Here is a 26,014-nt window from a genome sequence, read left to right as displayed (position 1 = left end):
AATCCGCGTAATCCGTGCCTAATTAAAGATATAGAGAGTATTAACCCGATTATTAACTTTTAAAGATGTGCACAGCTAATAGGATCAATCAATTAGAAAATAAGGGCACATTATTGTAGATGAAAAGAATAGTAATTTTAGGAGCTGGCGAAAGCGGTGCAGGTGCAGCCGTACTCGCTAAAGTCAAAGGATTTGAGACGTTTGTTTCGGACATGTCCGCCATCAAGGACAAGTATAAGGAACTTCTCGACAGCCATCAGATTGCCTGGGAAGAAGGACACCATACCGAAGAACTCATTCTGAATGCCGACGAGGTGATCAAAAGCCCCGGTATCCCGAATGACGCCCCGATCATCCTGAAACTGAAAGCTCAAGGCACACCGGTGATCTCCGAGATAGAGTTTGCCGGACGCTATACTGATGCCAAAATGATCTGTATTACAGGTTCTAACGGAAAGACAACAACAACTTCCTTGATCTACCATATTTTCAAAAGCGCAGGTCTGAACGTAGGTTTGGCAGGCAACATCGGCAAAAGCCTTGCTTTGCAGGTAGCCGAAGATTACCACGATTACTATATTATCGAACTTAGCTCTTTCCAGTTGGATAATATGTATAACTTCCGTGCGAACATCGCCGTATTGATGAACATCACTCCGGACCATCTTGACCGCTACGACCATTGTATGCAGAATTACATCGACGCCAAATTCCGCATCACCCAGAACCAAACACCGGACGATGCTTTCATCTTCTGGAACGATGACCCTATCATCAGACAAGAACTGGCGAAACATGGTCTGAAAGCCCACCTGTATCCTTTTGCCGCTGTAAAAGAGGATGGAGCGATTGCATACGTAGAAGATCACGAAGTGAAAATCACCGAACCGATTGCCTTCAACATGGAGCAGGAGGAACTGGCCCTGACAGGACAACACAACCTGTACAACTCTTTAGCCGCCGGTATCTCGGCAAACCTTGCCGGCATCGCCAAAGAAAACATCCGGAAAGCCCTCTCCGACTTCAAGGGAGTGGAACATCGGTTGGAAAAGGTGGCACGTGTGCGCGGAATTGATTTTATTAACGACTCTAAAGCCACAAATGTCAACTCCTGCTGGTATGCCCTGCAAAGCATGACTACCAAAACGGTATTGATTCTCGGTGGTAAAGATAAAGGAAACGACTATACTGAAATTGAAGACCTGGTACGCGAAAAGTGTTCAGCACTGGTATATATGGGACTTCATAACGAAAAGCTCCACGAGTTCTTCGATCGTTTCGGCCTGCCGGTAGCCGATGTGCAAACCGGCATGAAAGATGCCGTAGAAGCAGCCTATAAACTGGCAAAGAAAGGTGAAACGGTATTATTAAGTCCTTGCTGTGCTTCTTTCGACCTCTTCAAGAGTTACGAAGACCGTGGCGATCAATTTAAAGAATGTGTCCGTGCCCTTTAATTCTCAATTTTTAATTCTCAATTCTCAATTTAAGAAGTGGATTTATTAAAGAACATATTCAAAGGTGACAAGGTAATCTGGATTATCTTCCTCTGTCTCTGCCTCATCTCGATCATCGAGGTGTTTTCGGCAGCGTCGACGCTGACTTACAAAAGCGGCGACCATTGGGGACCGATTACGCAACACTCCATCATTCTGATGGTAGGAGCTGTGGTAGTCGTATTTCTGCATAATGTTCCCTACAAATGGTTCCAGGTATTTCCGGTCTTTCTATATCCGGTATCTCTGGTTCTACTGGCATTTGTCACGCTGATGGGTATCATCACAGGCGACCGTGTCAACGGAGCAGCCCGCTGGATGACCTTTATGGGATTGCAATTCCAGCCATCGGAATTGGCAAAGATGGCGGTAATCATTGCCGTCTCATTCATCCTGTCCAAAAAACAGGACGAATACGGGGCCAATCCGAAAGCCTTTAAATATATCATGATTCTTACCGGACTGGTATTTCTGCTCATCGCACCGGAAAACCTTTCAACAGCAATGCTGCTGTTCGGAGTGGTATGCATGATGATGTTCATCGGGCGGGTATCTTCCAAGAAGCTGTTCGGAATGTTGGGAATATTGGGACTTATAGGTGGGGTTGCGGTAGGTGTACTGATGGCTATTCCCGCCAAAACACTGCATAGCACTCCGGGACTTCACCGCTTCGAGACGTGGCAGAATCGTGTTTCCGGTTTCTTTGAGAAGGAAGAAGTGCCGGCAGCCAAATTTGATATTGACAAAGACGCACAGATTGCACATGCGCGAATCGCCATTGCTACCAGCCATGTAGTAGGCAAAGGTCCGGGAAACTCGATACAGCGTGACTTCCTTAGCCAGGCATTCTCCGATTTTATCTTCGCGATTGTGATTGAAGAAATGGGATTGGTAGGAGGAATATTTGTGGTGTTCCTCTATTTATGGTTGCTGATGCGAGCCGGACGAATCGCCCAGAAGTGCGAGCGAACCTTCCCCGCCTTTCTCGTTATGGGTATTGCGCTGTTGTTGGTATCACAGGCAATACTGAATATGATGGTTGCCGTCGGGTTATTCCCCGTCACAGGACAGCCTCTGCCTCTGGTCAGCAAAGGAGGTACAAGTACGCTAATCAACTGCGCTTATATCGGAATGATATTAAGCGTAAGCCGATATACCGCTCATCTGGAAGAACAAAAAGCGCACGATGCACAGATCCAACTGCAAATAGAGGCGGATGCCGCAGCCAATTCCGAAGCACAGGCTGCAGCCGAACCGACAGCGCAGATTCTGAACAGCGACGCTGAATTTGAAGATGAGCATGATAGCAGAAACAACGAACGGTAAATGTTGAGAAAGAACGAACAGAAGAAAACAGTATGATGGAAAAAGAACTTAGAATTATCATCAGCGGTGGAGGAACAGGAGGACATATCTTTCCTGCCGTCTCTATCGCAAACGCTATAATAGAGCTACGCCCCGACGCAGAAATTCTCTTTGTAGGCGCTGAAGGACGTATGGAAATGCAACGGGTTCCCGATGCAGGCTACCGGATTATCGGACTTCCGATAGCCGGATTCGACCGCAAACATCTATGGAAAAATGTATCCGTATTGATTAAACTGATGCGCAGCCAATGGAAGGCGCGCAAAGTAATCAAAAACTTCCGCCCGCAAGTGGCGGTAGGTGTAGGCGGATATGCAAGCGGACCGACACTAAAGACTGCCGGCATGATGGGAGTCCCCACATTAATCCAAGAGCAAAACTCATATGCCGGAGTTACCAATAAACTGCTGGCACAGAAAGCTCGTAAGATTTGTGTCGCTTATGAGGGAATGGAAAAGTTTTTCCCCGCCGACAAGATTATCATGACGGGCAATCCCGTCCGCCAAAACCTGACAAAGGATATGCCGCCCAAAGAAGAAGCGTTACGTTCCTTCCACTTACAGTCCGGCAAAAAGACAATACTGATTGTAGGTGGCAGCTTGGGTGCACGCACCATCAACAATACGCTGACAGCCGGTCTGGCAATTATCAAAGAAAACACGGACGTGCAATTCATCTGGCAAACGGGCAAATACTATTACCCGCAAGTGACAGAAGCCGTAAAAGCGGCAGGAGCACTTCCGAATTTATATGTAACGGATTTCATCAAAGATATGGCAGCCGCTTATGCCGCTGCCGATCTGGTCATTTCCCGTGCGGGAGCAGGTTCCATTTCTGAATTCTGCCTGCTGCACAAACCTGTTATCTTAGTGCCCTCGCCCAACGTGGCGGAAGATCACCAAACGAAGAACGCCTTGGCGTTGGTGAACAAGCAGGCAGCTATCTACGTCAAAGACAGTGAAGCGGCAACCACTTTGATGGACGTAGCCCTGTCCACTGTCAACGACGAGCAGAAATTGAAAGAACTAACAGAGAATATCGCCAAACTGGCTTTACCCGATTCAGCGAGAATCATCGCACAAGAGGTCATTAAGCTGGCGGAAGCAGAAAACAATAATAACAATTAGGCACGGATTACGCGGATTACACGGTTTAAGAATGATACACGAGAAATTGACAAAAGAGATTATAAGTGCTTTTTATGAAGTACACAGCACATTAGGATTCGGATTCCTAGAGCAGGTCTACCAAAATGCACTTTATAAGGAACTCTTAAAAAGAGGACTCTTCTGCCAAACTCAAAAAGAGATGAAAGTATATTATAAAGGTGAAATTGTAGGAAGGTATATTGCAGATATGATAGTAAATAATGAGATCATTCTTGAATTAAAAGCAGTAACAACTCTTCGTCCAGAACATGAATGGCAATTAGTAAATTATCTAAAAGCAACAGGAATAGAAGTTGGATTACTACTAAATTTTGGTGTAACAGCAGAGATTAAACGTAAAATATTGACACATCATGAAACCGTGAAATCCGTGTAATCCGTGCCTAAAATAAAAAAATAAAAAGAAATGAATATAGAAACGATAAAATCAGTCTATTTCGTAGGTGCCGGCGGCATCGGTATGAGTGCACTTGTACGCTACTTCCTTTTCAAAGGAAAGGTAGTGGCCGGATATGACCGCACTCCTACTCCATTGACTGAAACGCTGATTGCCGAAGGCGCACAAATACATTATGAAGAAAACGTCGACCTGATTCCCGAAGCCTGCAAAGACAAGGAAAGTACGTTAGTCATATACACTCCGGCCGTTCCGCAGGAACACGAAGAACTCGTTTATTTCCGGAACAACGGATTCGAAATACAGAAACGCGCCCAAGTATTGGGAACAATTACCCACTCGAGCAAAGGTCTGTGTGTGGCAGGCACTCACGGGAAAACAACCACATCAACTATGACAGCCCATCTGTTCCACCAGTCGCACGTGGAATGTACCGCTTTTCTCGGAGGAATCTCAAAGAATTACGGCACCAACCTGCTGCTCTCTCAAGCAAGCCCTTACACAGTGATTGAAGCGGATGAATTCGACCGTTCTTTCCACTGGCTGTCGCCTTATATGTCGGTAATCACGTCTACTGACCCCGATCATCTGGACATCTACGGAACAGAGCAAGCCTACCTGGAAAGTTTCGAACATTACACCACGCTAATCCAACCGGGTGGCGCACTGATTATCCGCAAAGGCATCTCCCTGCAACCCAAAGTGCAGCCGGGGGTTCGTGTCTACACTTACTCACGTGACGAAGGCGACTTCCATGCAGAAAACATCCGCATCGGAAACGGAGAGATATTCATCGACTTTGTTGCTCCGGACACCCGTATCAACGACATCCAACTGGGAATTCCGGTAAGTATCAACATAGAAAATGGCGTAGCCGCCATGGCATTGGCACACCTCAACGGGGTGACCGATGAAGAGATAAAAAGAGGTATGGCAAGTTTCCGCGGAGTAGACCGCCGGTTCGACTTCAAACTCAAGAACGACCGGATTGTCTTTCTAAGTGACTACGCACACCATCCCTCTGAAATCAAACAGAGCGTGCTGTCTATGCGCGAACTTTACAAGGACAAGAAGATCACAGCCATCTTCCAGCCTCATCTCTATACCCGTACCCGCGACTTCTATCAGGACTTTGCCGATAGCCTGTCGCTACTCGACGAAGTGATTCTGGTAGACATCTACCCGGCACGTGAAGCACCAATCCCGGGCGTCACCAGCAAACTGATTTATGATAATCTCCGTCCGGGTATCGAAAAAAGTATGTGCAAAAAGGAAGAGATACTGAACATTCTGAAAGATAAAAACATTGAAGTATTAATAACTTTAGGAGCCGGAGACATCGACAACTATGTCCCCGAAATAAAGGAACTATTAGAAAAAAGATAAATAAATGAATAATCATCCGGCAGCCTGTCCGAAACAGTGCAAGCATTTTAATTTTTAATCTTTAATTTTTGATTATGATTAAAAGAATCCTTCTATCCATCGTCATGCTGGTGCTCATAGCCTACCTTGCCGTAGCTATCACCGCTTTCAACCGCAAGCCTGCCGACCAGACCTGCCGTGACATGGAATTGGTTATCAAGGATACCGCATACGCCGGCTTCATCACCAAAGAAGAGCTGAAAGGTATCCTTCAGCAGAAAGGGATCTATCCCATCGGGAAGAAGATGGAACGCATCTCCACCAAGTCACTGGAACGGGAACTAAGCAAACATCCGTTGATTGACGAAGCCGAATGCTACAAAACACCCAGTGGCAAAGTGTGCGTGGAAGTGACACAGCGTATTCCTATCCTCCGCGTCATGAGTGCCAACGGCCAAAACTACTACCTTGACAACAAAGGAACTATCATGCCACCGGAAGCAAAATGTGTCGCTCATCGGGTAATTGTCACCGGAAACGTAGAAAAGTCGTTTGCAATGAAGGATTTATATAAGTTTGGTGTATTTTTGCATAATAATAAATTCTGGGACGCCCAGATAGAGCAGATCCATGTGTTGCCCGACCAGAATATCGAATTGGTACCGCGTGTGGGAGATCATCTGGTCTATCTTGGAAAACTGGAGAATTTTGAAGATAAACTGGCACGTTTGAAGGAGTTCTACAAAAAAGGACTCAACCGGGTAGGCTGGAACAAATATTCACGTATCAACCTCGAATTCAGCAACCAGATTATCTGCACAAAACGAGAGTAGATGATAAATGATAGGTGATAGATGATAGGTGATGAGTGAATAGTCTTTTTTCAATCGTAAATTGTAAATCGTAAAATCGTAAATAAATATATATGGCAACAACAGAATTTATCGCCGCTATTGAACTTGGTTCATCGAAGATAACCGGTGTGGCCGGAAGAAAGAACAGTGACGGAAGCATGCAGGTATTAGCGTATGCCCAGGAAGACTCTTCTACGTTCATTCGTAAAGGAGTAATCTTTAATCTGGACAAGACAGCGCAAAGCCTGACTTCAATCATCAACAGACTGGAAGGTGAGTTGAAAAACTCAATTGCCAAGGTATATGTAGGCATCGGCGGACAATCACTCCGCACCGTCCGCAATGTAGTAAGCCGCGACCTGGAGGAAGAAGCTATCATATCCGAAGAGCTTGTAAGCGCTATCGGTGATGAGAACATTGCCATCCCAGTGGTCGATATGGATATATTGGACGTAGCTCCACAAGAATATAAGGTGGGCAATAACCTGCAAGCCAATCCGGTAGGTCTGGTAGGAAGCCACATCGAAGGACGTTTCCTCAATATCGTTGCCCGTGCTTCCGTACGTAAGAACCTGGAGCACTGTTTCCAACAGGCTAAAATTGATATTGCCGACCAACTGATCGCTCCGTTAGTAACCGCAAATGCCGTACTGACAGAAAGCGAACGCCGTTCGGGTTGTGCACTGATCGACTTCGGAGCAGACACAACTACCATCTCTGTATATAAGAATAACATTCTCCGCTTCCTGACAGTATTGCCTTTGGGAGGCAACAGCATCACGCGTGACATCACCACCCTGCAAATGGAGGAAGAAGAAGCCGAACGCCTGAAAAAAGCCTACGGTGACGCCCTCTATGAAGAGGACCCCGAACAGGAAGAAGCAACCTGCAAACTGGATGATGACAACCGTATCATCAAAGTGGCGGATCTTAACAATATCATCGAAGCCCGTGCCGAGGAAATCGTTGCCAACGTATGGAACCAGATACAACTATCGAGTTACGAGGACAAACTGTTGGCAGGAATCATCCTGACAGGAGGAGCCGCCAACCTGAAGAATCTGGACGAAACCTTGCGCAAACGCAGCAAGATAGAAAAGATACGGATGGCGAAACTCCCACGCAATACGGTTCATGCGCCCAGCAACATACTGAAGAAAGACGGTTCGCAGAACACTTTGTTCGGACTCCTGTTTGAAGGTAACCAGAACTGCTGCCTGACCGAAACTGCTCCACAAGCTCCTGCACCATCAGTCTCCAAACCGGAGCCGGAAGTGCATACAGTAGATATGTTTGAGGACGATCAGGAACTGAAAGAACAGGCCCGCATCGCCCGTCTCAAGAAAGAGGAAGAAGAGCGGGAAGCCAAGTTAGCCGCCAAAGAAGCGGAAAAACTTCGCAAGCAAAAGGAAAAGGAAGAGAAAGAAAGACGGAAAAGAGAAGCGGGTCCGAGCTGGATTCAACGCAAGATCGATTCGTTGACGAAAGAAATCTTCTCCGACGACGATATGAAGTAACCTTCAGCAGCTTGTTAATCAATATTCATAATTCGTAATTCATAATTCAATCAAGATATGGACGAGATAGTACAATTCGATTTCCCGACAGATTCACCGAAGATCATCAAAGTGATTGGTGTAGGTGGTGGTGGTGGTAACGCTGTAAACCACATGTACCGGGAAGGCATCCATGATGTAACGTTCGTTCTTTGTAACACGGACAACCAGGCACTAGCCGAATCACCTGTCCCGGTGAAACTGCAACTGGGCCGCAGCATCACGCAAGGGCTTGGAGCCGGCAACCGTCCCGAACGGGCACGCGACGCCGCCGAAGAAAGTATAGAAGATATCAGAAACCAGCTGAACGACGGCACCAAAATGGTATTCATCACCGCCGGAATGGGAGGAGGAACCGGAACGGGAGCTGCTCCGGTCATCGCCCGCATTGCGAAGGAAATGGATATTCTGACTGTCGGTATCGTCACCATCCCCTTTATCTTCGAAGGAGAAAAGAAAATTATCCAGGCATTGGACGGTGTTGAACGTATCGCCCAGCACGTTGACGCCCTACTGGTTATCAACAACGAACGCCTGCGTGAAATATACGCCGACCTTACCTTTATGAACGCCTTCGGCAAAGCCGATGATACTCTTTCCATTGCTGCCAAGAGCATTGCCGAGATTATCACCATGCGGGGTACGGTCAACCTTGACTTCGCTGATGTGAAAACCATCCTGAAAGATGGTGGAGTAGCAATCATGAGTACCGGATTCGGCGAAGGAGAAAATCGTGTGACGAAAGCAATCGACGATGCCCTGCATTCTCCGTTGCTCAACAACAATGATATCTTCAATGCCAAGAAAGTAATGTTGAACGTATCTTTCTGCCCGTCGTCCGAACTGATGATGGAGGAAATGAACGAGATACACGAGTTCATGAGCAAATTCCGCGAAGGGGTGGAAGTGATTTGGGGTGTTGCCATCGACAACTCACTGGAAACAAGAGTAAAAATCACCGTATTGGCAACCGGATTCGGTGTAGAAGACGTCCCCGGAATGGACAGCCTGCATGCTGCACGCAGTCAGGAAGAGGAAGAACGCCAACTGCAACTGGAAGAGGAAAAAGAAAAGAACAAGGAACGTATCCGCAAGGCATACGGCGAAAGTGCCAGCAACATCGGAAGCAAGAGCCTCCGCAAACGCCGCCACATCTATCTTTTCAACACGGAAGATCTGGACAACGACGACATCATCGCCATGGTAGAAGATTCTCCCACCTATATGCGTGATAAGACTACTCTTACCAAAATCCGGACGAAAGCCGCTCTGGAAGAGGAAGTAGCCACGGAAGAAGCTACAGATGACAACGGTGTGATTACGTTCTAAACAAAGAACTAAGAACGAAAATTATAAACTCGCAAAATCAGGCTTCAGATCTAATTTTTAATCTTTAATTTTTAATTACAATAGTATGGATTTATTCGATCAAGTCAGCGAAGACATTAAAACCGCAATGAAGGCGAAAGACAAAGTAGCCCTTGAAACTTTGAGAAATATAAAGAAGTTCTTCCTCGAAGCTAAAACAGCCCCGGGAGCTAACGATATATTGACAGATGATGCTGCTCTGAAGATTATCCAGAAACTGGTGAAACAAGGAAAAGATTCTGCTGAAATCTATATCGGACAAGGTCGTCAGGATTTGGCGGACGTAGAATTAGGCCAGGTAGCCGTTATGGAGAAATACCTGCCGAAACAAATGACCGCTGAAGAACTGGAAGCTGCCTTAAAGGAAATTATTGCTGAAACAGGTGCAACAAGCGGTAAAGATATGGGTAAAGTAATGGGAGTTGCCTCCAAGAAGTTAGCAGGTCTTGCAGAAGGACGTGCCATTTCTGCAAAAGTGAAAGAGCTTTTGGGATAACTTCCGGAACTTTCACGATACCGTTGCAGATGTGTGCAAGATGTTTTATCTTACACACATCTGCAACTTTCTTTAAATACGGCATTCACCACCTTCACCACTCTGAAACATCGATGAATAAACGGATTTCGGGTGAAGGTCTGCCTTTCACATAGGTTTCACCCGATTCACCGCATTTTTTGCAAGATTGAAATAAACTGCCTTATGTTTTTCTCATAGTCAGATACCATCCCTTTCCTCTTCCTGGTTCAAGATAAGCATTCGTTCTGATTGTCCCATATATTGTGGGAAAGTATTCCTATATATTTAGGGAATTTGTTCCCACAAAATGAGGGAATACTTTCCCAACTAACTGGGAATCTTTTCCCACAATATATGGGACAAAGGAAATATATAATGAAAGCCAAGCGGAGGATAAGTTTAATCCATTTCCGTACTGAAAGAAAAGAGGTGAAAGCTATATTTGAAATAAAGATCATGTATGAGACGAACATTAATAATCTTCATCCCTCAAATTAAAATAACCTCCTATCAAAAGACACGAAATAAAGAAAATGATTATTTTTGCAACAAAACTAAACCGCGACAGACAAATGAAAAACAGCATTGGCATAATTATAATATCCATATTAGTACTATCAGGATGCAACAAACAATCCATGTCCGACAGTCTATTAAATGAAGTGGAAAAAGTCATTGCTGTTAATCCAGACAGTGCATCCAATCTACTAAAAAGCATATCATCTCCTGAAAAACTAGACGACAAAACTTTTGCACGCTGGTGTATGTTATCAGGTAAAATTACAGACGAAATTTTTAATAGCATCCTACCAACTTACCAATTAGAAAGAGCCTATGAATGGTATTCCTCACATGGTAGCCCTGACGAACAAGTGCAAATCTTGATTTATTTAGGTCGATCCTTTTTTGCAGATGGAGATTATGATAAAGCAATGTCAATATATACTAATGCTTTGGATATTGCAGAAAAGAATAAGCTTAATAACCTCACCGGATATACATATAGCTATATAGGCGATTTATATGGAGAGAAATTCATGCGGACAGAAGCTATCAAGAGATATAAGGCTGCTGCCGAATGCTTCAAAAAAAGAAAATAATACGGATAGCTATGCTTGCGCATTAAGAGACGTAGGACGCGAATATGCATGCATAGACTCGTTATCACGCGCTTTAAAAATTCTAACTATAGCTGATTCTGTAGCACGTAATACTAAAAATATCGAAGTCACTGCATCAATAGACAATGCCTTAGGGAATATTTATGCAATGCAAAATAAATATGATAAAGCTGAAGAATACTTTCTCAAAGCATTGGTAGGAAGAGAAACAATGCCCGATTATATGGCACTGATAGACTTATATATTGCATCGGGGGCTATTAACAAAGCAAAAGAGCTACTATCCAAAATACCACAAGATAATCCAAAGTATACATACAGCATTAAATATTTATACTACCAAATCTATAATGAAGAAAAGAATTATAAAGAAGCTCTTACTAATCTGAAAGAATACATCGAAATAACTGATTCAATCATATATGCTGATAACCAATCTAAGATATTGAACATAGAGTCTAAATATAATCATTTAAAGATCAACAAAGAAATAGATAGATTAAAAATTAAACAGCAAAGCTACATTATAGTTTTAGTTATATGCATTGGAATACTATTATTAATAATAATAGGATATCTACTATATCGAAAGAAAGCAAAAGAGAAAATCCAAAGACAACAAGAAGAGTTGAACCGAATAAAAACAGATTTGCTTTATGTTTCTTTAGAACTGGAAAAGAAAAAAAGATTGTTAGATACATTTAAGGAGAAAAATGAGAGCTATGATGAAATGCAGGAAGAAATAAGTCTCCTAACCACCAACTATAAACAATTGCAAAGTAAAATTCTAGAGAATTCACCTTTACATAAAGAACTAATACATCTAGCCAACCAAAATAAGCCCAGAAATAACAAGCCATTAATAGCAGACAAGCAATGGAAACTCATTGCAGATGAAATAACATATATTTATCCGAATTTACGTAAATACATATATAGTCGATGCCCCAATTTACCAGAGCAAGACTTTTGGTATTGCTGTTTATATATATCAGGGTTTGACACTAACACAGAAGCGAAGTTACTAAACATTACAGTCGACTCAGTAAGAAAAAAAAGACTCAGACTTAGACAAAAACTGAATATAATATTACCAGATAATAATGCTACATTATATGAGTATTTAATTGAAAACATGCACTAATATCCTCTTTTCAGGAAGAAATAATCAGCAGTATAAAAGGATGTCCACGCAAAACATCATAAACAACTGATTATCAGATACTGTTTGTCCACGCTGAAAAACTTTTTTTATTTGCATTCCCCCTCATATCTCCATAAATTTGCAAAAAACAATTAAAGATATGAGAAAACTAAGCATTTTACTATTATTAATTGGCATTCCATTCATGATAATAGAAGCCAATAATCTATCAACACAAAGAACTAAAATTATAAGATGGCATAAATACCAAAAAATACCAATTTCTATCCCCATAGAAGCCATTCTCGACGAAAACTCTATTGAAATTCGTTTTCTTGAAAACATCGACGATCAAGTCATTCTCCAAGTAAAAGATCAACAAGGAAATATCATGTTCCAAGATGTGATAGTAACCCCTAATGAGCAAGAAACTTATAAAATTGATTTAAAAGGTTACAAAACTGGTCATTATGAGCTTCTTTATATAGAAGAAGACATGACTTTCATAGGAGAGTTTGTAATTGAATAATCAACGATAAATGATAAAAATATCGAACTTTATAAACCCTATAAAACTAATAATTATGGGAAACATTTTCAAATTCTTATTAGTGGTGTCTTGCATCACATTGTTATTATGCTCTTGCGAAAGTGAGATTGAAAATGAGATTCAGTCATCTACAGAAAAACTGAACTTATCAAGATTGGAATTGGACAGCCTTCAATTAGGAAGTTATGAATTGTCTAAAATGACAGATGAGCTAAAAGCGTTAAAGGAAAGGATGGATGAACTAAAGAAAACGAAGACACGATCAGTAGCTTCAAGTAACTATAGCCAATATTTTTCTGAAAACATGTGGGCTATTAGAGAGTTACCCTTCACACTTAGCACTGGAGGTGGATATTTATCATGCACTGGTTGGGGACAGAGAGTGACTTATGAGGGATATAATCCTGGCTCTTATGGTAAATTCTATGTCCAAATTCCCTCATCAATTACCGGCATACCCTATTTAATTTATTCAAACTACTCGAAAACTCGTCTAGCTGTAGGACATTACACTAGTAATCCAGAATCAAAAATATTACTTGCAATGAACAGTAATTCTACTACAGGAGCCATGGATTCTTGGGACATTATACCTGCTACTAATAATCCAGGAACTTATGTCCTCCAAAATGAATTATATATTGGCCAAGGAAGTAGTGGTTCATGGTGGGATGTATTCAATTATGTGGTAGATATACAAGCTAATAATGTTGGTTTCAGCCAATATACACAAAGAACCCAACAGGAATTTACTATCACTCCTGATGCTGTATTCACACTGAAAAGCCTGGAATTTATCAATCCATATTCCGCAACTGTGACCCAAAGGGACAATGTCTCTATCAAACGAGCCATAACAAACTCTTCATCCCAATTTATACGAGAAAACCTCGTATTTGAAAAGACTGTACAAGAGGACTCCTATTTTAAAGAAGAAAAGGGAATAGCATTTAAGGTTCCAGCCTCAGATACGCTATTTGCACGACCTACAGTTACATTAGGCGAAATAGATCTTGTTCCTAATGCAAGTATACCAACTGATACAAAATACCAGCCCAATGTACGCAGAGTATTAGAAAATACATTAAAACATATAGAACCCGTCAAAGTTTCGCCACGTACAAAACTTACAGTGACCTATTATTTTAAAGAATATGATGTATCAGTAGACTATGTAGCCACAATTGAATATAAAGAAGACGGTAAAGATGCTAGAATAGCCAAATTGCCTGGACGTTGGAGCGGAAGGATTCATGTAGATGAAATATCTGATGTTGATTTTGAAGAGACAAACTTGGATACTCAACAAAGTGTAAAAGGAAAAGTGAACATCAGAAATGCAAGCCAATCATCACCAATCATATTTTAAAAATATACCTATATGAGAAAATCTACTATATTTTCATTTATCATACTGTTTGCAATAGCATCATGTAACAATGAAGACGAAATAAGTTATGCTGATTCGCTAAACAATCAGGATGATTCAACATCAGAAATCATCTTGCAAGAACGTGACCCAAACCTACCAAAAGTTTGGTCTAAAAAAATAACACCCAGACCCAGTACTAGGACATCATTTACCGATGCTACAGATTTTCTTGGAAATTCTTATGCCATAGAAAACGGAACATCAATTATCGGGGACTTTTCAAATGCGAGATTTCCAATTGTTAATATGGAAAAGCTACTTGAAAGATATCCTTCATACAGAGTTGCTAAAGAGTTGAGGACAACCTCAACAGAAGCTATGTCATACTCTAGCTTTGAACGCTTAGAAACTACTTCATCGTTTACTAAAACAGTCAAATCAGGATTCTCACTAAATGTTGGTCCGTTCACATTTGGAAGAACGAAAACTGTAACCGATATTTTCAAGCATAATACCAATGATTCCGAACAAGCAGTACATGGAGAGCTTAGTGTTGAGGTCGTCAATACAATGATATCTCTACAAACCGCTCCTAGTGCATTGAAAAGAATTTCAGCAGATTATTTAGACGAATTATTTGTGGATGCCCTTTATAATTCATCAATGGTTGAATTAATGCAAAGCTATGGAGAGTTTGTCTTAACATCTTACTACACAGGCGGACGAGCATCGGCTTTATACTATGGCCTTGACAAGCAAAGTACAGATTTCAAAAGTAAAGAACGTGATATGGATAAATCAATAAATGCGTCCTACTCATGGGATAAAAACTCTGCGTCAGGAGATTTCTCTATTGGAACAAAAGATGGCAATTCTTCCACAGCAAACGAATCTTTTTCAGAACTGCGCGTCTCTATTAAAACATTGGGTGGAGCCTATGGATATAATGTTGCAACACCTCCTTATGACGTTAAAAACACTTCCATTAATTTAACAAGTTGGCTTCAATCATTAAACGATTCAAGAACACATACAATGATTGACATTCAAGATGGCGGGCTTTATCCCATATCGGATTTTATTTTGGAAGAAAACTTTAAGCAAAGATATAACGACACCCACATGGATTTTCAGCACCAAGAACAACTTGAAGAACCGTATATAGAAATAATGAAAGTATACGTCCGCAAAAGTAGATCGGGAGAGAAATTATATGATATTGTACCCGTGCTAAGCACAAGACAAGGAGATAAGCTCATTTTCTCAAATTCAAGTGCAGCAAGTCAATCCGATGCAGAATTAAAAGCGAACAGTGTTGCCGCAACCTTTACCGAAAAAAGTAATGCTATAAAAAATGAAAAGAGCAAATATTATAAACTAGCTATCAAATCTAATCCGAATAAAGTAATAAATCCTATCCTACAAACCACATTATCATTTTCAATAAACGACGTAGACGAAGCTGGAATGTATAAGTTTAAAAATGCAAATACCAATATTTGGTATATCTACAATCCGACATCGTTATATTGTTTTGCATACTACGACGATGATTATATTCTTGATGCATACGGGATCTTAGACTGGGTAAACAGTATACCTGTAAAATCCGTTTCAATGACGACTTTATATCAACGATATAGAATATTCGGTTTGTAATGAAGAGCATTAATAGATATTCACCAATAAAAAAGACAATCCTTTTAAGGAAGAGGTAAAATACGTATCATTTATTAATTCAAATTATTCGCTTATGAAAAAATTATTATTACCTTTGACCATTCTGCTGTTTTTCGGATTAGTCATATCATCATGTTCTTCAGACGATATACTTCAAAGAGAAAACAACGAACAGCCAAACATTGTAAAAAGAAACAATGAGAAAGCTCGTGAGGCTGGCATAAGATTATTAGAATCATTTGGAATGACAAAAAGTCGTTCATTAAGTACTAGTGACTATCCGGACTATTATGGAGGAAGTTATATTAACGGGGATGGTAAACTTGTTGTTTTTCTTAAAGGAGAAATAGAAAGTACCAAAGCTACTCTTATAAGGTTAATAGGCGAGAATGATGTCATATATACGCAAGGCAATTATTCTTATACGGAGTTGAATAATATTCTAACCAAAATAACTTCATTTATTAGTAGTAATAAAGATTCTCAAATTGCTAAGAATATAAAATACTATTATCTAAATGATTTTGAGAATAATGTCGTGGTGGAACTTAACAGATTTAATGAAATGGAAATAAAAGAATTTAAATCAGAAGTAGTGAACTTTTCAGGAATTGTATTTAAACAATGCACTAGAAAATTTCAAGACCACTCATTATCGCCTGGAAGTTCTATAGGCACACCTAAAGGCACTGCGTCAATGGGCTATAGAGCTACTAGATTTAACACTGACGGTTTTGTTACCGCAGGACATGCTTATAACACAGGCGACCCGGCATATTATAATAATACACTAATCGGTAGTTGTGATCTTTCAATCCAAGGAGGTTCTGTTGATGCAGCATTCATTAGTATAACAAATTTCTCCCTCGTTCCCAATAATGGAAATCTTACCGGAGAAGAATATAATATTTGGGCAGGAGATAATGTAACCAAGTTAGGAGAGACTATAGCTCAATCTGAAGGTTATATTACGAGTACCAATGCAAATGTAAATGTCGGAGGAATAAGTTATACAGACATGGGAGAAGCTACATATTTGAGTGCTTCCGGTGATAGCGGAGGTCCAGTATATCTGACAAATAGTAAAAAAGTAATAGGCATACATAAAGGAAGCACAGCTTTTACATCTATATTTGTTAAGGTTGATAATATAGCATCAAAACTAAATGCTCATTTTAACTAATATTCATCAATGGATTGGATAAGTAACTTATCCAATCCATTTCATATTTAGCTTATGTTCAAATTAATATCTATTTTGATAACCAATGGAATTGTTTTATTCATGCTAATCAGTTGTCATAATAAAACAAGCAATTCAAGAAACACTATAAATCTTGAATATGAAAATAATGCCGACTCTCTAAATTCATATAAAATGGATATATCACATTTCATTCATTCCATCGAGCCAGGAGAAACGATTGTAGAAGAAAAACAAATGCAAGGGAAAGAATTGATCACAAGAAAAAATGAGAATATAAAAGTCTACTTTTTATTACAAGACTCTTGTTCAAAAGACGGATTCTTGAATACTGAAATTACAAATGATACAAATGATACCATTTTTTATATGAACGATCTCTTTTCATACTATAAGGAAAGTAATGATTCATGGCTTCCTCTCGTTTATCCAAGTAATTATGTAAAAAATGATATTGGATATTCAATACCTTCTCAAAAGAGCATCCAAATCAAGTTCTTTTTACCTCCTCAAAAAGAATACCCTAAGGGGAAATACAAACTACAATTGCTATTTCATAGCGCTTCGAAAGATACTTACTATTATATTAATAAATTTTTTCTAAGTAACGCATCCAAATAAGTTATTAATTAATCAATCCATTTTTTATTATTATGAATACGAAAAAAATTATTGGGATTTCTTTATTATCCCTTTGCATTACATTCTTCATGAGTTGTAGTGATGATGACACTCCAAATGATCCGGCAGACACCATCACACTCAATATGCTTAATGAGCACAATGGAAAAACTTATTTAGGCGAATCAGGAACTTATATCAATGAAGCTAATAACTTCGTCACATCTTCTAATTTCATTTCTGACGTAGGAAATGGCGCAGGAGTTGGAGCAAATATTCTACCCTCGCTAACCAACCTCACACACGAAGTAGCGGTTACGCCGGGGCATATTTATCAGATTTTTGATAAAAATACACTTATAGATTTTCCGTCAGGTAATCGTGCTATTCAAGTAGAAGCAAGTTATTACCAAGCCTATGTTGTATCTAAAATATTAAATAGCGACATGACTATCGGTGCAATTGTAAAATACATACCAATTGTCCCTGACAATAATGAACTGCCTGCATATAAGTATAATATTGGAAGCCTTCACTACATAGGTGAAACGGTTGAATTAGCATTACCCCCAAATATTGAGTTTTTCTTGAAAGAACATAGTGCAGGAAAAAAAGGATTAAATGTAACATCTGCCAATAACAAATTAAGAATAACCCTAACTAAAGCACCTGACATAGTCAACGGACCTTATGGAACATTCGACCTTTATATCCGTTCAAATAATGTCTTTACAGTCGTAGAAGTGAATGTGAAATAAGAGCTTTATTATCCAGTAGAACTAAGGGAAAAGGAGAGGAATAAACATCTCTTTAATTACTGGTATCTTCATACAGTTGTTCTGAAGAGCAGTCGTACGAACCTGAAAAGATTACCTCTTTAACCCTAATGTATGACGATAAAACAGAGAAATTCGGTTTTAAATTTGCTACAAAAATGTCATACGGATATATTCTACAGAGTGATAAAACATCAGAATATCAGCAACGATATCCTGACGCCGGTATCACAGAAGTAAAAGTGAATCATGTTTGGAAGGACAATGGGATAATCCAATTAGGAGGACTTACATTTTAATCAAATTGAAAAAAGGAGGTTATTAACAAACGAAGATTGCCCTTTCATCGTTTGTCATGGAATCTATATCCAAGTCCCAGCATCAAATTGCTGGGGTCTTTAAACTTGCTCAACTGATATCCCACGTGCAAAAACAAATGCCGGGTGACATAAGTTTTGAGAGCCAGAATCTGGTAGGAACCCTTTTGTATCATCCCCACTGTATATCAGGTTCCGACCGACGCCGACATTGATAGAGAAAACAGGCATCACCAGTTCTGCCCGAAGAGATAACCCCATGGCAAATTGCTTACGGAAAGGAGGACGATGAAACTTCAAATCACCCGAGTAGAACTCGCCCACTCTATACTCCTTAAGATTGGCACTCTCATCATATTGCGCATCTGCAGAAAGCCCTGCCCGAAAATAGTTATTGAAATTATACATCGGGGCGAAATTGATGCCCGCCACGCCGAACGAACCGGGAATCAGACTCGACACATCGTCTCCAATCAGTCCTCTTTTGCGGGTGGCTCCGTAAATTACCAAGTCATAGCTGACGTGAGGCTTTATAAAGAGCCGTCCGGGAGTGATGGAACCGGGCGCCTCATCCGCGCCCAAAGTACGTACGATGCCGACTCTTCCTCCAATAACATTAAGACCGCCATTAGGATAATGCGTGTTTCCATTGGAGAAATGGGTGAGATCTACGCCTGCCGCCAGTTTCCAATACCTGTGAACTTGCCAGTTCAGCAAAAAGCCGAGATTGATGTATGCATTGATCTTGGAGCCAACCAACACGTTTTGCGGATTGGATAGTTCGTCATATTTCTTCCAGCCAAAAGAAGCTCCGAAGTTCCATTCATAATCGAGCGATAGGCGGGGCAACAGTTGCGCGATACGTGACCCTTGAAAAGCGTATACCGACACCGGATTTCCCAATTCAACGGGACTAAAGAAGGTATGGTAGGAAACGCCAATACCCTGATAGGTATGAGGAAAGAGCCTGCCTAGATTGGATTCTTTGCCGAATCTGAAAGCGTACTTGAAATGGAAAGAAAGCGATTGGTCGATTTTCTTTTGTTGCGCATTGTCTCCTTGCAGAAAACTATGGGTGGAGACGATATAGCCCGGACGGATGTCAAAGCCGAGCTGATGGCGGATCAAGGGATAGCTGACGCTGCCGTTCCGTTGTCCGATGATTGTCTGGGCTTCCAGATTTACGTTGATTGCCGGATGTACCAGGAGGCAAAGGAGGCACAGCAACCGTATGGTGTTTCTATTTCTAATCATTAATATGCTAGTTATTGAAAGGTTAGTTGTTGAGAGGAACATCCCTGTGTGTTATGTGATATTTTACAGGCATTTCGCTATGTAACGTACCGCTTACGATTCGTTGTTTCTTGGTTTTGGGATGAGAAACATAGAGGGTATATCGCGTTTCCAACCAATCATACACCATCCATAAGGTATAGGTTCGAGCAGTTCGGGGAGGGACTATGTCTTCTTCCTGTTCCGTACTGGGGCAAGACAACATTTGTTGTGCAGAAATGAACGACACCCGTTTACCGTTCATCCCTAAATATCCGTCTTTCATGCTTGGTATTTCCACCGTCAGACCGGCTTTGCCCAGTAGCTGAAAAGCTTCGGGCACATCGCTTTTGAATCTCATAAAATGGTAAAAAGACTCGAAAGGAAAAAACGTGTATGTAGACGAAACATCTGTAAAGTTATGAAAGGAGACGCCTTCTTTTCTCTCTGTCTTGTTTTCCGGATCGTAAGAATATGCATCCAAAGAATAAATAATACTGTCCATTACATATCTGTCTGCCGGAGAGATCTCGACATGTATCTCCTGCCACTCATACTCGTTGCTTGCCGTGAGTTGAAATTGAAAAGGAGCGGAAAGGGCATTCTCGCCCACCGTTATCTTCACTTCTTCGGGATAAACACGTTCGATGGTGAAATCAATCATCTCCCCGACACACACAATCTTGCCTAATCCGTTCAGCAATGGACCTTGATCATTTGTTACCAGGCGATTGTCCGCATCATATACTTTATATTGAAAGGGAAAACCGGAAGCTGTATACATTGTTAACCAATCCCAATTGGCAGCTGCAAATTGAATAGTGGCAACATCCCCGTTCCCGTCCAACATCAGTTCGGAATCGGAAGGACGGAAGTCGTCGACAAACACGTCTCCGTTACAACCATAAAACTCCCCAGGATGAGAAGACAGATTGTCAGGTATAGGAATCTTTTCATATTGTTTTCTCTCTTGTTCATGCTCTTTTATTCTCTACGGACAAAAGTAACATATATTTTCAGGAACAGCATACAAACCCACATTAAGAAGTGTTATTATCACCTGATTAATTACCATATACAGTGGCGGACGCTAAAACGGAGCTAAAACAATATATAGCAAGCAGATGGAGAGAAGTTACTAATTAATCAAACAGTTCTTTCAATACCTCCAGTGATTTCAATGCCGGAAAGTCCGGCAGATGCAAACGATAATAATCATTCATGATCGTCAGGCAGCGAGTACGCTCCGCACGGCTCATACCGAAAAGATGCATGGTCTCATAGTTCATGCGCATCAACTGACGGAGACGGGCGGCCTCTTCAGGATTGATATAAGAAGAATGTAGCTGGGGACGAATGGAAGTGAAACAGGCATTCAATAAATCGAAGTAATCGCCGGTATGATAATCTTCCAGATTCGGGTAAAGCCCCAGAAAACGCGAAAGACGCATCAGGAAAACCAGATGGAAATTGGCAAATCCCTCTCCACACTCGTCCAGCCAAATGATAGAATGTTGCAGATAGGCGAATAACGGACGGTTCTCCGCCTCCTCCCGGATAGCCCTGTAAAGAAACTCCGACAGGAAAAGTGCCATCGAAGACTTATACGGATCATAAGGTATGGAAGAAAATGGATAAAAGGATTTCGCTTCCTTCACACGATAGAGTGTTGCATTGGGCCGATAGTCGGCCTCGAACTCGATAAAAGACAACGGTTGGAAAAGTACGGATTTTACAGCCGCCTTCCGTGAACGGGGTACTGTTACAAGGAAAGAAGCCCTGCCGGACAACTCTGTATACATATCTACAATGATAGAAGTATCATTGTATTTTAATGTATGAAGAACTATTCCTTTCGTTTTTTGCAACATAACCAAATAACCTCGTTTCCAATCCGAAGCAAAACTACAAAAAATAGATAGTAATCAGAGAGTTTTTAAAGGCATTAACAACAAAAAAGATAACTACTTTTGTTATAGTCCCTGAATAACAAGTAAAGATAAACAAGCTTATGAAACGAAAAAGTAATAAAAACGGATTTACCGGATGCGCCAAAGCATATATCCGGAATTTACAGGAAGAAGGTCGTTATTCGACAGCACATGTGTATAAGAATGCAATTCTGTCATTCACGAGGTTCTGCGGTACTCCCGGCATAGCTTTCGGACAGGTCACCCGCGATAGTTTGAGACGATACGGACAGCATCTCCACGAACATGGGTTGAAACCAAACACTGTTTCGACCTATATGCGTATGTTGCGCAGCATCTATAACCGTGGTGTGGAGGCAGGTATAGCCCGCTTCATCCCCCGGTTGTTTCGCGACGTATACACTGGCGTAGATGTACGGCAGAAAAGGGCACTCCCTGTCAGCGAACTGCATACACTTCTCTACAAAGCTCCTCAATCCCAACACTTAAGTCGTACGCAAGCTATCGCACGGTTGATGTTCCAATTCTGCGGTATGCCGTTCTCTGATTTCGCACATTTAGAAAAATCGGCATTGGAACACGGAATCCTTAGATACAATCGCATAAAAACAGGCACACCAATAAGCCTTGAAATCCTGGACACCTCCAAGAAAGAGATAAACAGACTGCGTAACAACAATCCGCCGAGAGAAGATTGCCCAGACTACCTATTTAATATAATGAAAGGAGATAAGAGACGAAAAGAAGAAAGCATATATAAGGAATATCAGTCAGCCCTCCGCCGATTCAACAATCAATTGAAAAGCCTGTCAAAAGAGCTAAACCTAAAATCACCTGTCAGTTCATATACTATCCGGCATTCTTGGGCAACAAATGCCAAATACCAGGGAATCCCTATTGAAATGATCAGTGAATCATTAGGACATAAATCAATAAAAACCACACAAACTTATCTGAAAGGTTTTGGTTTGAAGAAAAGAACAGAAGCCAACCAATTGAATTGTTTTTACGTAGAATCTTACAGCACAAGTCATCAATAAAATATAAGCAGCTATCTATCAGCAATCTACCTTATCCATTACTTCTTAGGTAACGGATATAAATACTGCACAAAGATATATAAAAAGAGTATTACATTCCAAATTAATTATAGATTATTTTATTCAACTTCTTCCGAAGAATAAAATAAGATATGAGAACACGAATCACTTTTAGTTCATGTTCCAACTATCTATTGCCAATCATCGGACCGTTTTTTCTGTCCGAAAGCTTCCAGAGACGTATATCAATAAAAGACCACTGTCTTTTTTACTTTTCCCCCATGTGCTCCTGTCATTAAACAGGAGTTCCGTTACCTAAGAAGTAACAGATACACATAAACAAATAATTATGACACACAAACCCGATATCAGTAAAAATGAAAGGCCTGCTGCCAGCAACAGGTGGAGATATGCGGCAAACATTAAACATGGGCTAGCCATCATTGCCTTTGTTACATGTATTCTGCCTGCTTCAAACCTTTGCGGACAAAATATAGCCATTAAAAGCAATCTGCTTTACGATCTAACCACTACTCTCAACATGGGAGGAGAAGTGCGATGTGACGATACACATACCATCAGCCTTTCTCTCAATTACAATCCCTGGGACTTCGGAGGGAACAAAAAGATGGAAGCATTTCCTGTTGCAGCCGGAATACCGTAAATGGTTTAATGAAGCATTCACAGGAAATTTTATCGGCTTTCAGCTACACTATGCTTTGTTCAATTTTGGAGGAATGCTCCCTTGGGGATTCAGCGATGGGAAAATGCTGGGTATTGAGAACAGGCAGATTGCTCATAACAGATATCAAGGCAATCTGGCGGGTTTCGGCATTTCCTACGGTTATCAATGGATGATCAGCCCTCAATGGAACCTGGAAGCAGGAATCTCACTCGGATATGCACACCTTAATTATAAACGCTACGGACAGTCTGAAGGTGCAGCCCTATTGGAAAAATCAAGCTGCAACTACTGGGGACCTACACAAGCAGGGATATCAATCATATATTTCATCCGATAAATCAACCTAATAATAACCACATAAAATGAAAACGAAAGCATTCATATTTTTCAGCTTATTGATATGCAATCTACTCCCGGCACAAAACATTAAACTGGATATTACTCCACACTTTCTCGGAGTGCGGGCAGATTCATTACTACTCTCCATGGATGTATCGGTAGAAATAGAAAATATGGAGTCTAAAAATGCCGTCAGACTAACGCCCGTCTTAACCGGACAGGAAAAGAAAATCTTACTGCCCTCCATCCTATTGAACGGCAAACAAAAACAGAAATTATATCTGCGCAACCAGATATTACGAAAAAAAAGCGGGCATAAAGAAGAGGATGCAACCTACCTCGTTGCCGGTATCGGCGAAAGTCATTCCCGCACCATCGCTTACCGGACTTCGTTGCCCGCAGAAGATTGGATGAACCACGCAACTCTCCTCCTTCGGAGAACAATCATCCGTCCTGAAAGCGAACAAGCGTTGAAAGACACTTTACTCATTACATCTCAACCTGCTACACTCCCATCCCTCCAAAAGAATCCGGACGAGGCTACGTCAACAGCAGAAAACACGTCTCAGGCCGATACGACAACCACAAAAATGAAATATAAAGGTTCGTATGTTTCTCCGGCTACGGATGATGTAGATATACGAAATCAGAAAGAGTTGAATTTTAATCTTGAAGAGGCTAAGATTATGGCTGACGTCAATCCACAAATGTTGTCGCTCCGCGAACTCTATACCGTAGCTCTGTCGTATGCAGATAACAAAGCCAAGTTTTACCAAATTATTAACATCAGTGTCAAACTGTATCCTGTACACCCCATCGCCAACCTGAACGCTGCCGCTGCCGCCATCGAACAAGGAAATACTCAATCAATAAGCAAGTTTTTATCGATGGCTCCTCATGACAACCTTGCTTACAAGAATTGCCGGGGTGTATATGAGCTAATGACTGGAAACACATACGAAGGCATTCGTATGTTAAAGGCCGCTAAGACAGAAGGGTCAGAAGAGGCTTCTTACAATCTGAATGTATTTTTTGAAAATAATAAACGTCCTTAACGAGCAGATACAATGAAATATTTCTTATTCTTATTCCTGTTCTTATCAGTTGGTTGGCTCCACTGTCACTCACAGAAAGTAGCAGTCAGGGTGAATGCGCTTCCTGCAATAGAGGGGGCTCTCGAGGCCGGAGTCTCATATGCCATCGGAAATAAAAGCACAGTTGAACTGACCGGCAGTCTGCGACCATGGAAACGGGAAGAGAAATATGTGAACCGCTATTGGCTGATACAACCAGAATATAAATACTGGACTTGCCAGAAGTTTAACGGCTTTTTCTGGGGTACTTACCTCAATGGGGCACAATTCAATATCGGAGGGAAAAAACTGCCTTTCGGTATATTCGCCGGGTTGAAAAAGTACAGATATGAAGGATGGCTGGCAGGCGGAGGTATCAGTGCCGGATATCACTGGATGCTGAATGATCATTGGAATATAGAAACAAGTCTGGGAGTAGGATACGATTTTATCCGCTACAAGCAATACAACTGCGTCAAGAAATGCGCCGGATTACGGGACAAAGGTGATTATCATTACATAGGGCCTAGTAAGGCTTCAATAAGTTTAGTTTATCTATTTTAAAATAAAACAGGATGAAAAGTTTATGGAAAGTCTGGTTCTCCAGAAAAAGAAGTATCTACATACGAATAGCACGTCAATGCCGTTCTACCCCATGGAGAGTATATTATCTAGGACATGGAGGCATCAGCAGATCAATAAAGGACATGAAGATATTGAAAGCATTGCAGCAGCAAGGAATCATTTCACGAATTTATCCATGGTGAGTTATGATTGCTTTTGTTACGGATAAGGAGTCATTTAG

General features: G+C 41.1%; 20 protein-coding genes and 4 pseudogenes. 21 read left to right on the top strand and 3 right to left on the bottom strand.

Going from position 1 to position 26,014, the window contains the following annotated elements:
* Positions 1-119: 119 nt before the first annotated feature.
* From murD to NXX38_RS08355, 16 genes and pseudogenes are all read left to right on the top strand, one after another.
* A complete protein-coding gene (murD, locus tag NXX38_RS08430) occupies positions 120-1,454 on the top strand; it encodes a UDP-N-acetylmuramoyl-L-alanine--D-glutamate ligase (protein WP_195648901.1) in 1,335 nt (444 codons plus the stop codon).
* A 36-nt stretch (positions 1,455-1,490) separates the two neighbouring features.
* Entirely contained in the window at positions 1,491-2,819 is a 1,329-nt protein-coding gene (locus tag NXX38_RS08425; protein ID WP_148364152.1) for an FtsW/RodA/SpoVE family cell cycle protein, read from the top strand.
* Between the two features lie 35 nt (positions 2,820-2,854).
* Positions 2,855-3,985, top strand: coding sequence for an undecaprenyldiphospho-muramoylpentapeptide beta-N-acetylglucosaminyltransferase (gene murG, locus NXX38_RS08420; RefSeq protein WP_258981894.1), 1,131 nt, complete (start codon positions 2,855-2,857; stop codon positions 3,983-3,985).
* Positions 3,986-4,016: 31 nt separating this feature from the next.
* Complete coding sequence (locus tag NXX38_RS08415) at positions 4,017-4,403, top strand: GxxExxY protein (RefSeq protein ID WP_195648902.1); 387 nt, start codon at positions 4,017-4,019, stop codon at positions 4,401-4,403.
* A 30-nt stretch (positions 4,404-4,433) separates the two neighbouring features.
* Positions 4,434-5,810 (top strand): UDP-N-acetylmuramate--L-alanine ligase, encoded by a 1,377-nt coding sequence (gene murC, locus NXX38_RS08410; RefSeq protein WP_074558441.1) that lies wholly within the window; start codon positions 4,434-4,436, stop codon positions 5,808-5,810.
* A 74-nt stretch (positions 5,811-5,884) separates the two neighbouring features.
* Entirely contained in the window at positions 5,885-6,622 is a 738-nt protein-coding gene (locus tag NXX38_RS08405) for a cell division protein FtsQ/DivIB (protein ID WP_004298212.1), read from the top strand.
* 92 nt (positions 6,623-6,714) lie between these two features.
* Positions 6,715-8,160, top strand: coding sequence for a cell division protein FtsA (gene ftsA / locus NXX38_RS08400; protein WP_195648903.1), 1,446 nt, complete (start codon positions 6,715-6,717; stop codon positions 8,158-8,160).
* A gap of 57 nt (positions 8,161-8,217) precedes the next feature.
* On the top strand, positions 8,218-9,528 hold the full coding sequence (ftsZ, locus tag NXX38_RS08395; protein ID WP_004307359.1) for a cell division protein FtsZ: 1,311 nt from the start codon (positions 8,218-8,220) through the stop codon (positions 9,526-9,528).
* 85 nt (positions 9,529-9,613) lie between these two features.
* Positions 9,614-10,063 (top strand): GatB/YqeY domain-containing protein, encoded by a 450-nt coding sequence (locus tag NXX38_RS08390; protein ID WP_004298215.1) that lies wholly within the window; start codon positions 9,614-9,616, stop codon positions 10,061-10,063.
* Positions 10,064-10,656: 593 nt separating this feature from the next.
* A pseudogene (locus NXX38_RS08385) lies at positions 10,657-12,349 on the top strand (tetratricopeptide repeat protein).
* A 160-nt stretch (positions 12,350-12,509) separates the two neighbouring features.
* Positions 12,510-12,878 (top strand): DUF3244 domain-containing protein, encoded by a 369-nt coding sequence (locus tag NXX38_RS08380; protein WP_217722669.1) that lies wholly within the window; start codon positions 12,510-12,512, stop codon positions 12,876-12,878.
* 55 nt (positions 12,879-12,933) lie between these two features.
* Complete coding sequence (locus tag NXX38_RS08375) at positions 12,934-14,268, top strand: hypothetical protein (RefSeq protein ID WP_217722667.1); 1,335 nt, start codon at positions 12,934-12,936, stop codon at positions 14,266-14,268.
* Between the two features lie 12 nt (positions 14,269-14,280).
* Positions 14,281-15,930: an MACPF domain-containing protein gene (locus NXX38_RS08370; protein WP_258979068.1), complete on the top strand. Its 1,650-nt coding sequence runs from the start codon at positions 14,281-14,283 to the stop codon at positions 15,928-15,930.
* A gap of 94 nt (positions 15,931-16,024) precedes the next feature.
* Positions 16,025-17,134, top strand: a complete 1,110-nt coding sequence (locus NXX38_RS08365) for a hypothetical protein (RefSeq protein ID WP_008649209.1) — start codon at positions 16,025-16,027, stop codon at positions 17,132-17,134.
* A gap of 54 nt (positions 17,135-17,188) precedes the next feature.
* Complete coding sequence (locus tag NXX38_RS08360; protein WP_195648907.1) at positions 17,189-17,776, top strand: immunoglobulin-like domain-containing protein; 588 nt, start codon at positions 17,189-17,191, stop codon at positions 17,774-17,776.
* A 32-nt stretch (positions 17,777-17,808) separates the two neighbouring features.
* A complete protein-coding gene (locus NXX38_RS08355; RefSeq protein ID WP_258979066.1) occupies positions 17,809-18,534 on the top strand; it encodes a DUF5036 family protein in 726 nt (241 codons plus the stop codon).
* Between the two features lie 361 nt (positions 18,535-18,895).
* On the opposite strand, the pseudogene NXX38_RS08350 reads toward NXX38_RS08355, so the two are convergent.
* From NXX38_RS08350 to recO, 3 genes and pseudogenes are all read right to left on the bottom strand, one after another.
* Positions 18,896-20,123, bottom strand: a pseudogene (locus NXX38_RS08350) (acyloxyacyl hydrolase).
* Positions 20,124-20,145: 22 nt separating this feature from the next.
* Positions 20,146-21,098, bottom strand: a pseudogene (locus tag NXX38_RS08345) (hypothetical protein).
* A 185-nt stretch (positions 21,099-21,283) separates the two neighbouring features.
* Positions 21,284-22,012, bottom strand: coding sequence for a DNA repair protein RecO (recO, locus tag NXX38_RS08340; protein ID WP_004298226.1), 729 nt, complete (start codon positions 22,010-22,012; stop codon positions 21,284-21,286).
* A 140-nt stretch (positions 22,013-22,152) separates the two neighbouring features.
* On the opposite strand from recO, the gene NXX38_RS08335 reads away from it, so the two are divergent.
* The 5 genes and pseudogenes from NXX38_RS08335 (at position 22,153) to NXX38_RS08315 (ending at position 25,976) form a co-directional block, all read left to right on the top strand.
* Positions 22,153-23,112 carry a tyrosine-type DNA invertase cluster 3b gene (locus NXX38_RS08335; RefSeq protein ID WP_195648911.1) on the top strand — a complete coding sequence of 320 codons (960 nt, stop codon included), beginning with the start codon at positions 22,153-22,155 and terminating at the stop codon, positions 23,110-23,112.
* A 349-nt stretch (positions 23,113-23,461) separates the two neighbouring features.
* Positions 23,462-24,134: pseudogene (locus NXX38_RS08330) on the top strand (DUF3575 domain-containing protein).
* A 25-nt stretch (positions 24,135-24,159) separates the two neighbouring features.
* Complete coding sequence (locus NXX38_RS08325) at positions 24,160-25,191, top strand: DUF3868 domain-containing protein (RefSeq protein WP_258979063.1); 1,032 nt, start codon at positions 24,160-24,162, stop codon at positions 25,189-25,191.
* A gap of 12 nt (positions 25,192-25,203) precedes the next feature.
* Positions 25,204-25,773 (top strand): DUF3575 domain-containing protein, encoded by a 570-nt coding sequence (locus NXX38_RS08320; protein ID WP_120080758.1) that lies wholly within the window; start codon positions 25,204-25,206, stop codon positions 25,771-25,773.
* 11 nt (positions 25,774-25,784) lie between these two features.
* Positions 25,785-25,976 carry a hypothetical protein gene (locus tag NXX38_RS08315; protein WP_165863283.1) on the top strand — a complete coding sequence of 64 codons (192 nt, stop codon included), beginning with the start codon at positions 25,785-25,787 and terminating at the stop codon, positions 25,974-25,976.
* The last annotated feature ends 38 nt before the right edge of the window (positions 25,977-26,014 follow it).

The organism is Bacteroides sp. BFG-637, assembly GCF_024793605.1.
GTDB classification, from domain to species: Bacteria; Bacteroidota; Bacteroidia; order Bacteroidales; family Bacteroidaceae; genus Bacteroides; species Bacteroides vicugnae.
The sequence above is the reverse complement of the archived record's forward strand: the minus strand, read 5'-3'. Positions and strand labels throughout refer to the sequence as shown.

What these genes read in the sequence shown, in the direction of transcription:
- NXX38_RS08320 (WP_120080758.1), top strand. Translation starts at nt 25,204, where the DNA reads ATGAAATATTTCTTATTCTTATTCCTGTTCTTATCAGTTGGTTGGCTC.
- NXX38_RS08325 (WP_258979063.1), top strand. Translation starts at nt 24,160, where the DNA reads ATGAAAACGAAAGCATTCATATTTTTCAGCTTATTGATATGCAATCTA.
- NXX38_RS08390 (WP_004298215.1), top strand. Translation starts at nt 9,614, where the DNA reads ATGGATTTATTCGATCAAGTCAGCGAAGACATTAAAACCGCAATGAAG.
- NXX38_RS08355 (WP_258979066.1), top strand. Translation starts at nt 17,809, where the DNA reads ATGAATACGAAAAAAATTATTGGGATTTCTTTATTATCCCTTTGCATT.
- murG (WP_258981894.1), top strand. Translation starts at nt 2,855, where the DNA reads ATGGAAAAAGAACTTAGAATTATCATCAGCGGTGGAGGAACAGGAGGA.
- NXX38_RS08375 (WP_217722667.1), top strand. Translation starts at nt 12,934, where the DNA reads ATGGGAAACATTTTCAAATTCTTATTAGTGGTGTCTTGCATCACATTG.
- NXX38_RS08315 (WP_165863283.1), top strand. Translation starts at nt 25,785, where the DNA reads ATGAAAAGTTTATGGAAAGTCTGGTTCTCCAGAAAAAGAAGTATCTAC.
- murD (WP_195648901.1), top strand. Translation starts at nt 120, where the DNA reads ATGAAAAGAATAGTAATTTTAGGAGCTGGCGAAAGCGGTGCAGGTGCA.
- NXX38_RS08370 (WP_258979068.1), top strand. Translation starts at nt 14,281, where the DNA reads ATGAGAAAATCTACTATATTTTCATTTATCATACTGTTTGCAATAGCA.
- recO (WP_004298226.1), bottom strand. Translation starts at nt 22,012, where the DNA reads ATGTTGCAAAAAACGAAAGGAATAGTTCTTCATACATTAAAATACAAT.
- ftsZ (WP_004307359.1), top strand. Translation starts at nt 8,218, where the DNA reads ATGGACGAGATAGTACAATTCGATTTCCCGACAGATTCACCGAAGATC.
- ftsA (WP_195648903.1), top strand. Translation starts at nt 6,715, where the DNA reads ATGGCAACAACAGAATTTATCGCCGCTATTGAACTTGGTTCATCGAAG.
- NXX38_RS08335 (WP_195648911.1), top strand. Translation starts at nt 22,153, where the DNA reads ATGAAACGAAAAAGTAATAAAAACGGATTTACCGGATGCGCCAAAGCA.
- NXX38_RS08405 (WP_004298212.1), top strand. Translation starts at nt 5,885, where the DNA reads ATGATTAAAAGAATCCTTCTATCCATCGTCATGCTGGTGCTCATAGCC.
- murC (WP_074558441.1), top strand. Translation starts at nt 4,434, where the DNA reads ATGAATATAGAAACGATAAAATCAGTCTATTTCGTAGGTGCCGGCGGC.
- NXX38_RS08365 (WP_008649209.1), top strand. Translation starts at nt 16,025, where the DNA reads ATGAAAAAATTATTATTACCTTTGACCATTCTGCTGTTTTTCGGATTA.
- NXX38_RS08360 (WP_195648907.1), top strand. Translation starts at nt 17,189, where the DNA reads ATGTTCAAATTAATATCTATTTTGATAACCAATGGAATTGTTTTATTC.
- NXX38_RS08415 (WP_195648902.1), top strand. Translation starts at nt 4,017, where the DNA reads ATGATACACGAGAAATTGACAAAAGAGATTATAAGTGCTTTTTATGAA.
- NXX38_RS08380 (WP_217722669.1), top strand. Translation starts at nt 12,510, where the DNA reads ATGAGAAAACTAAGCATTTTACTATTATTAATTGGCATTCCATTCATG.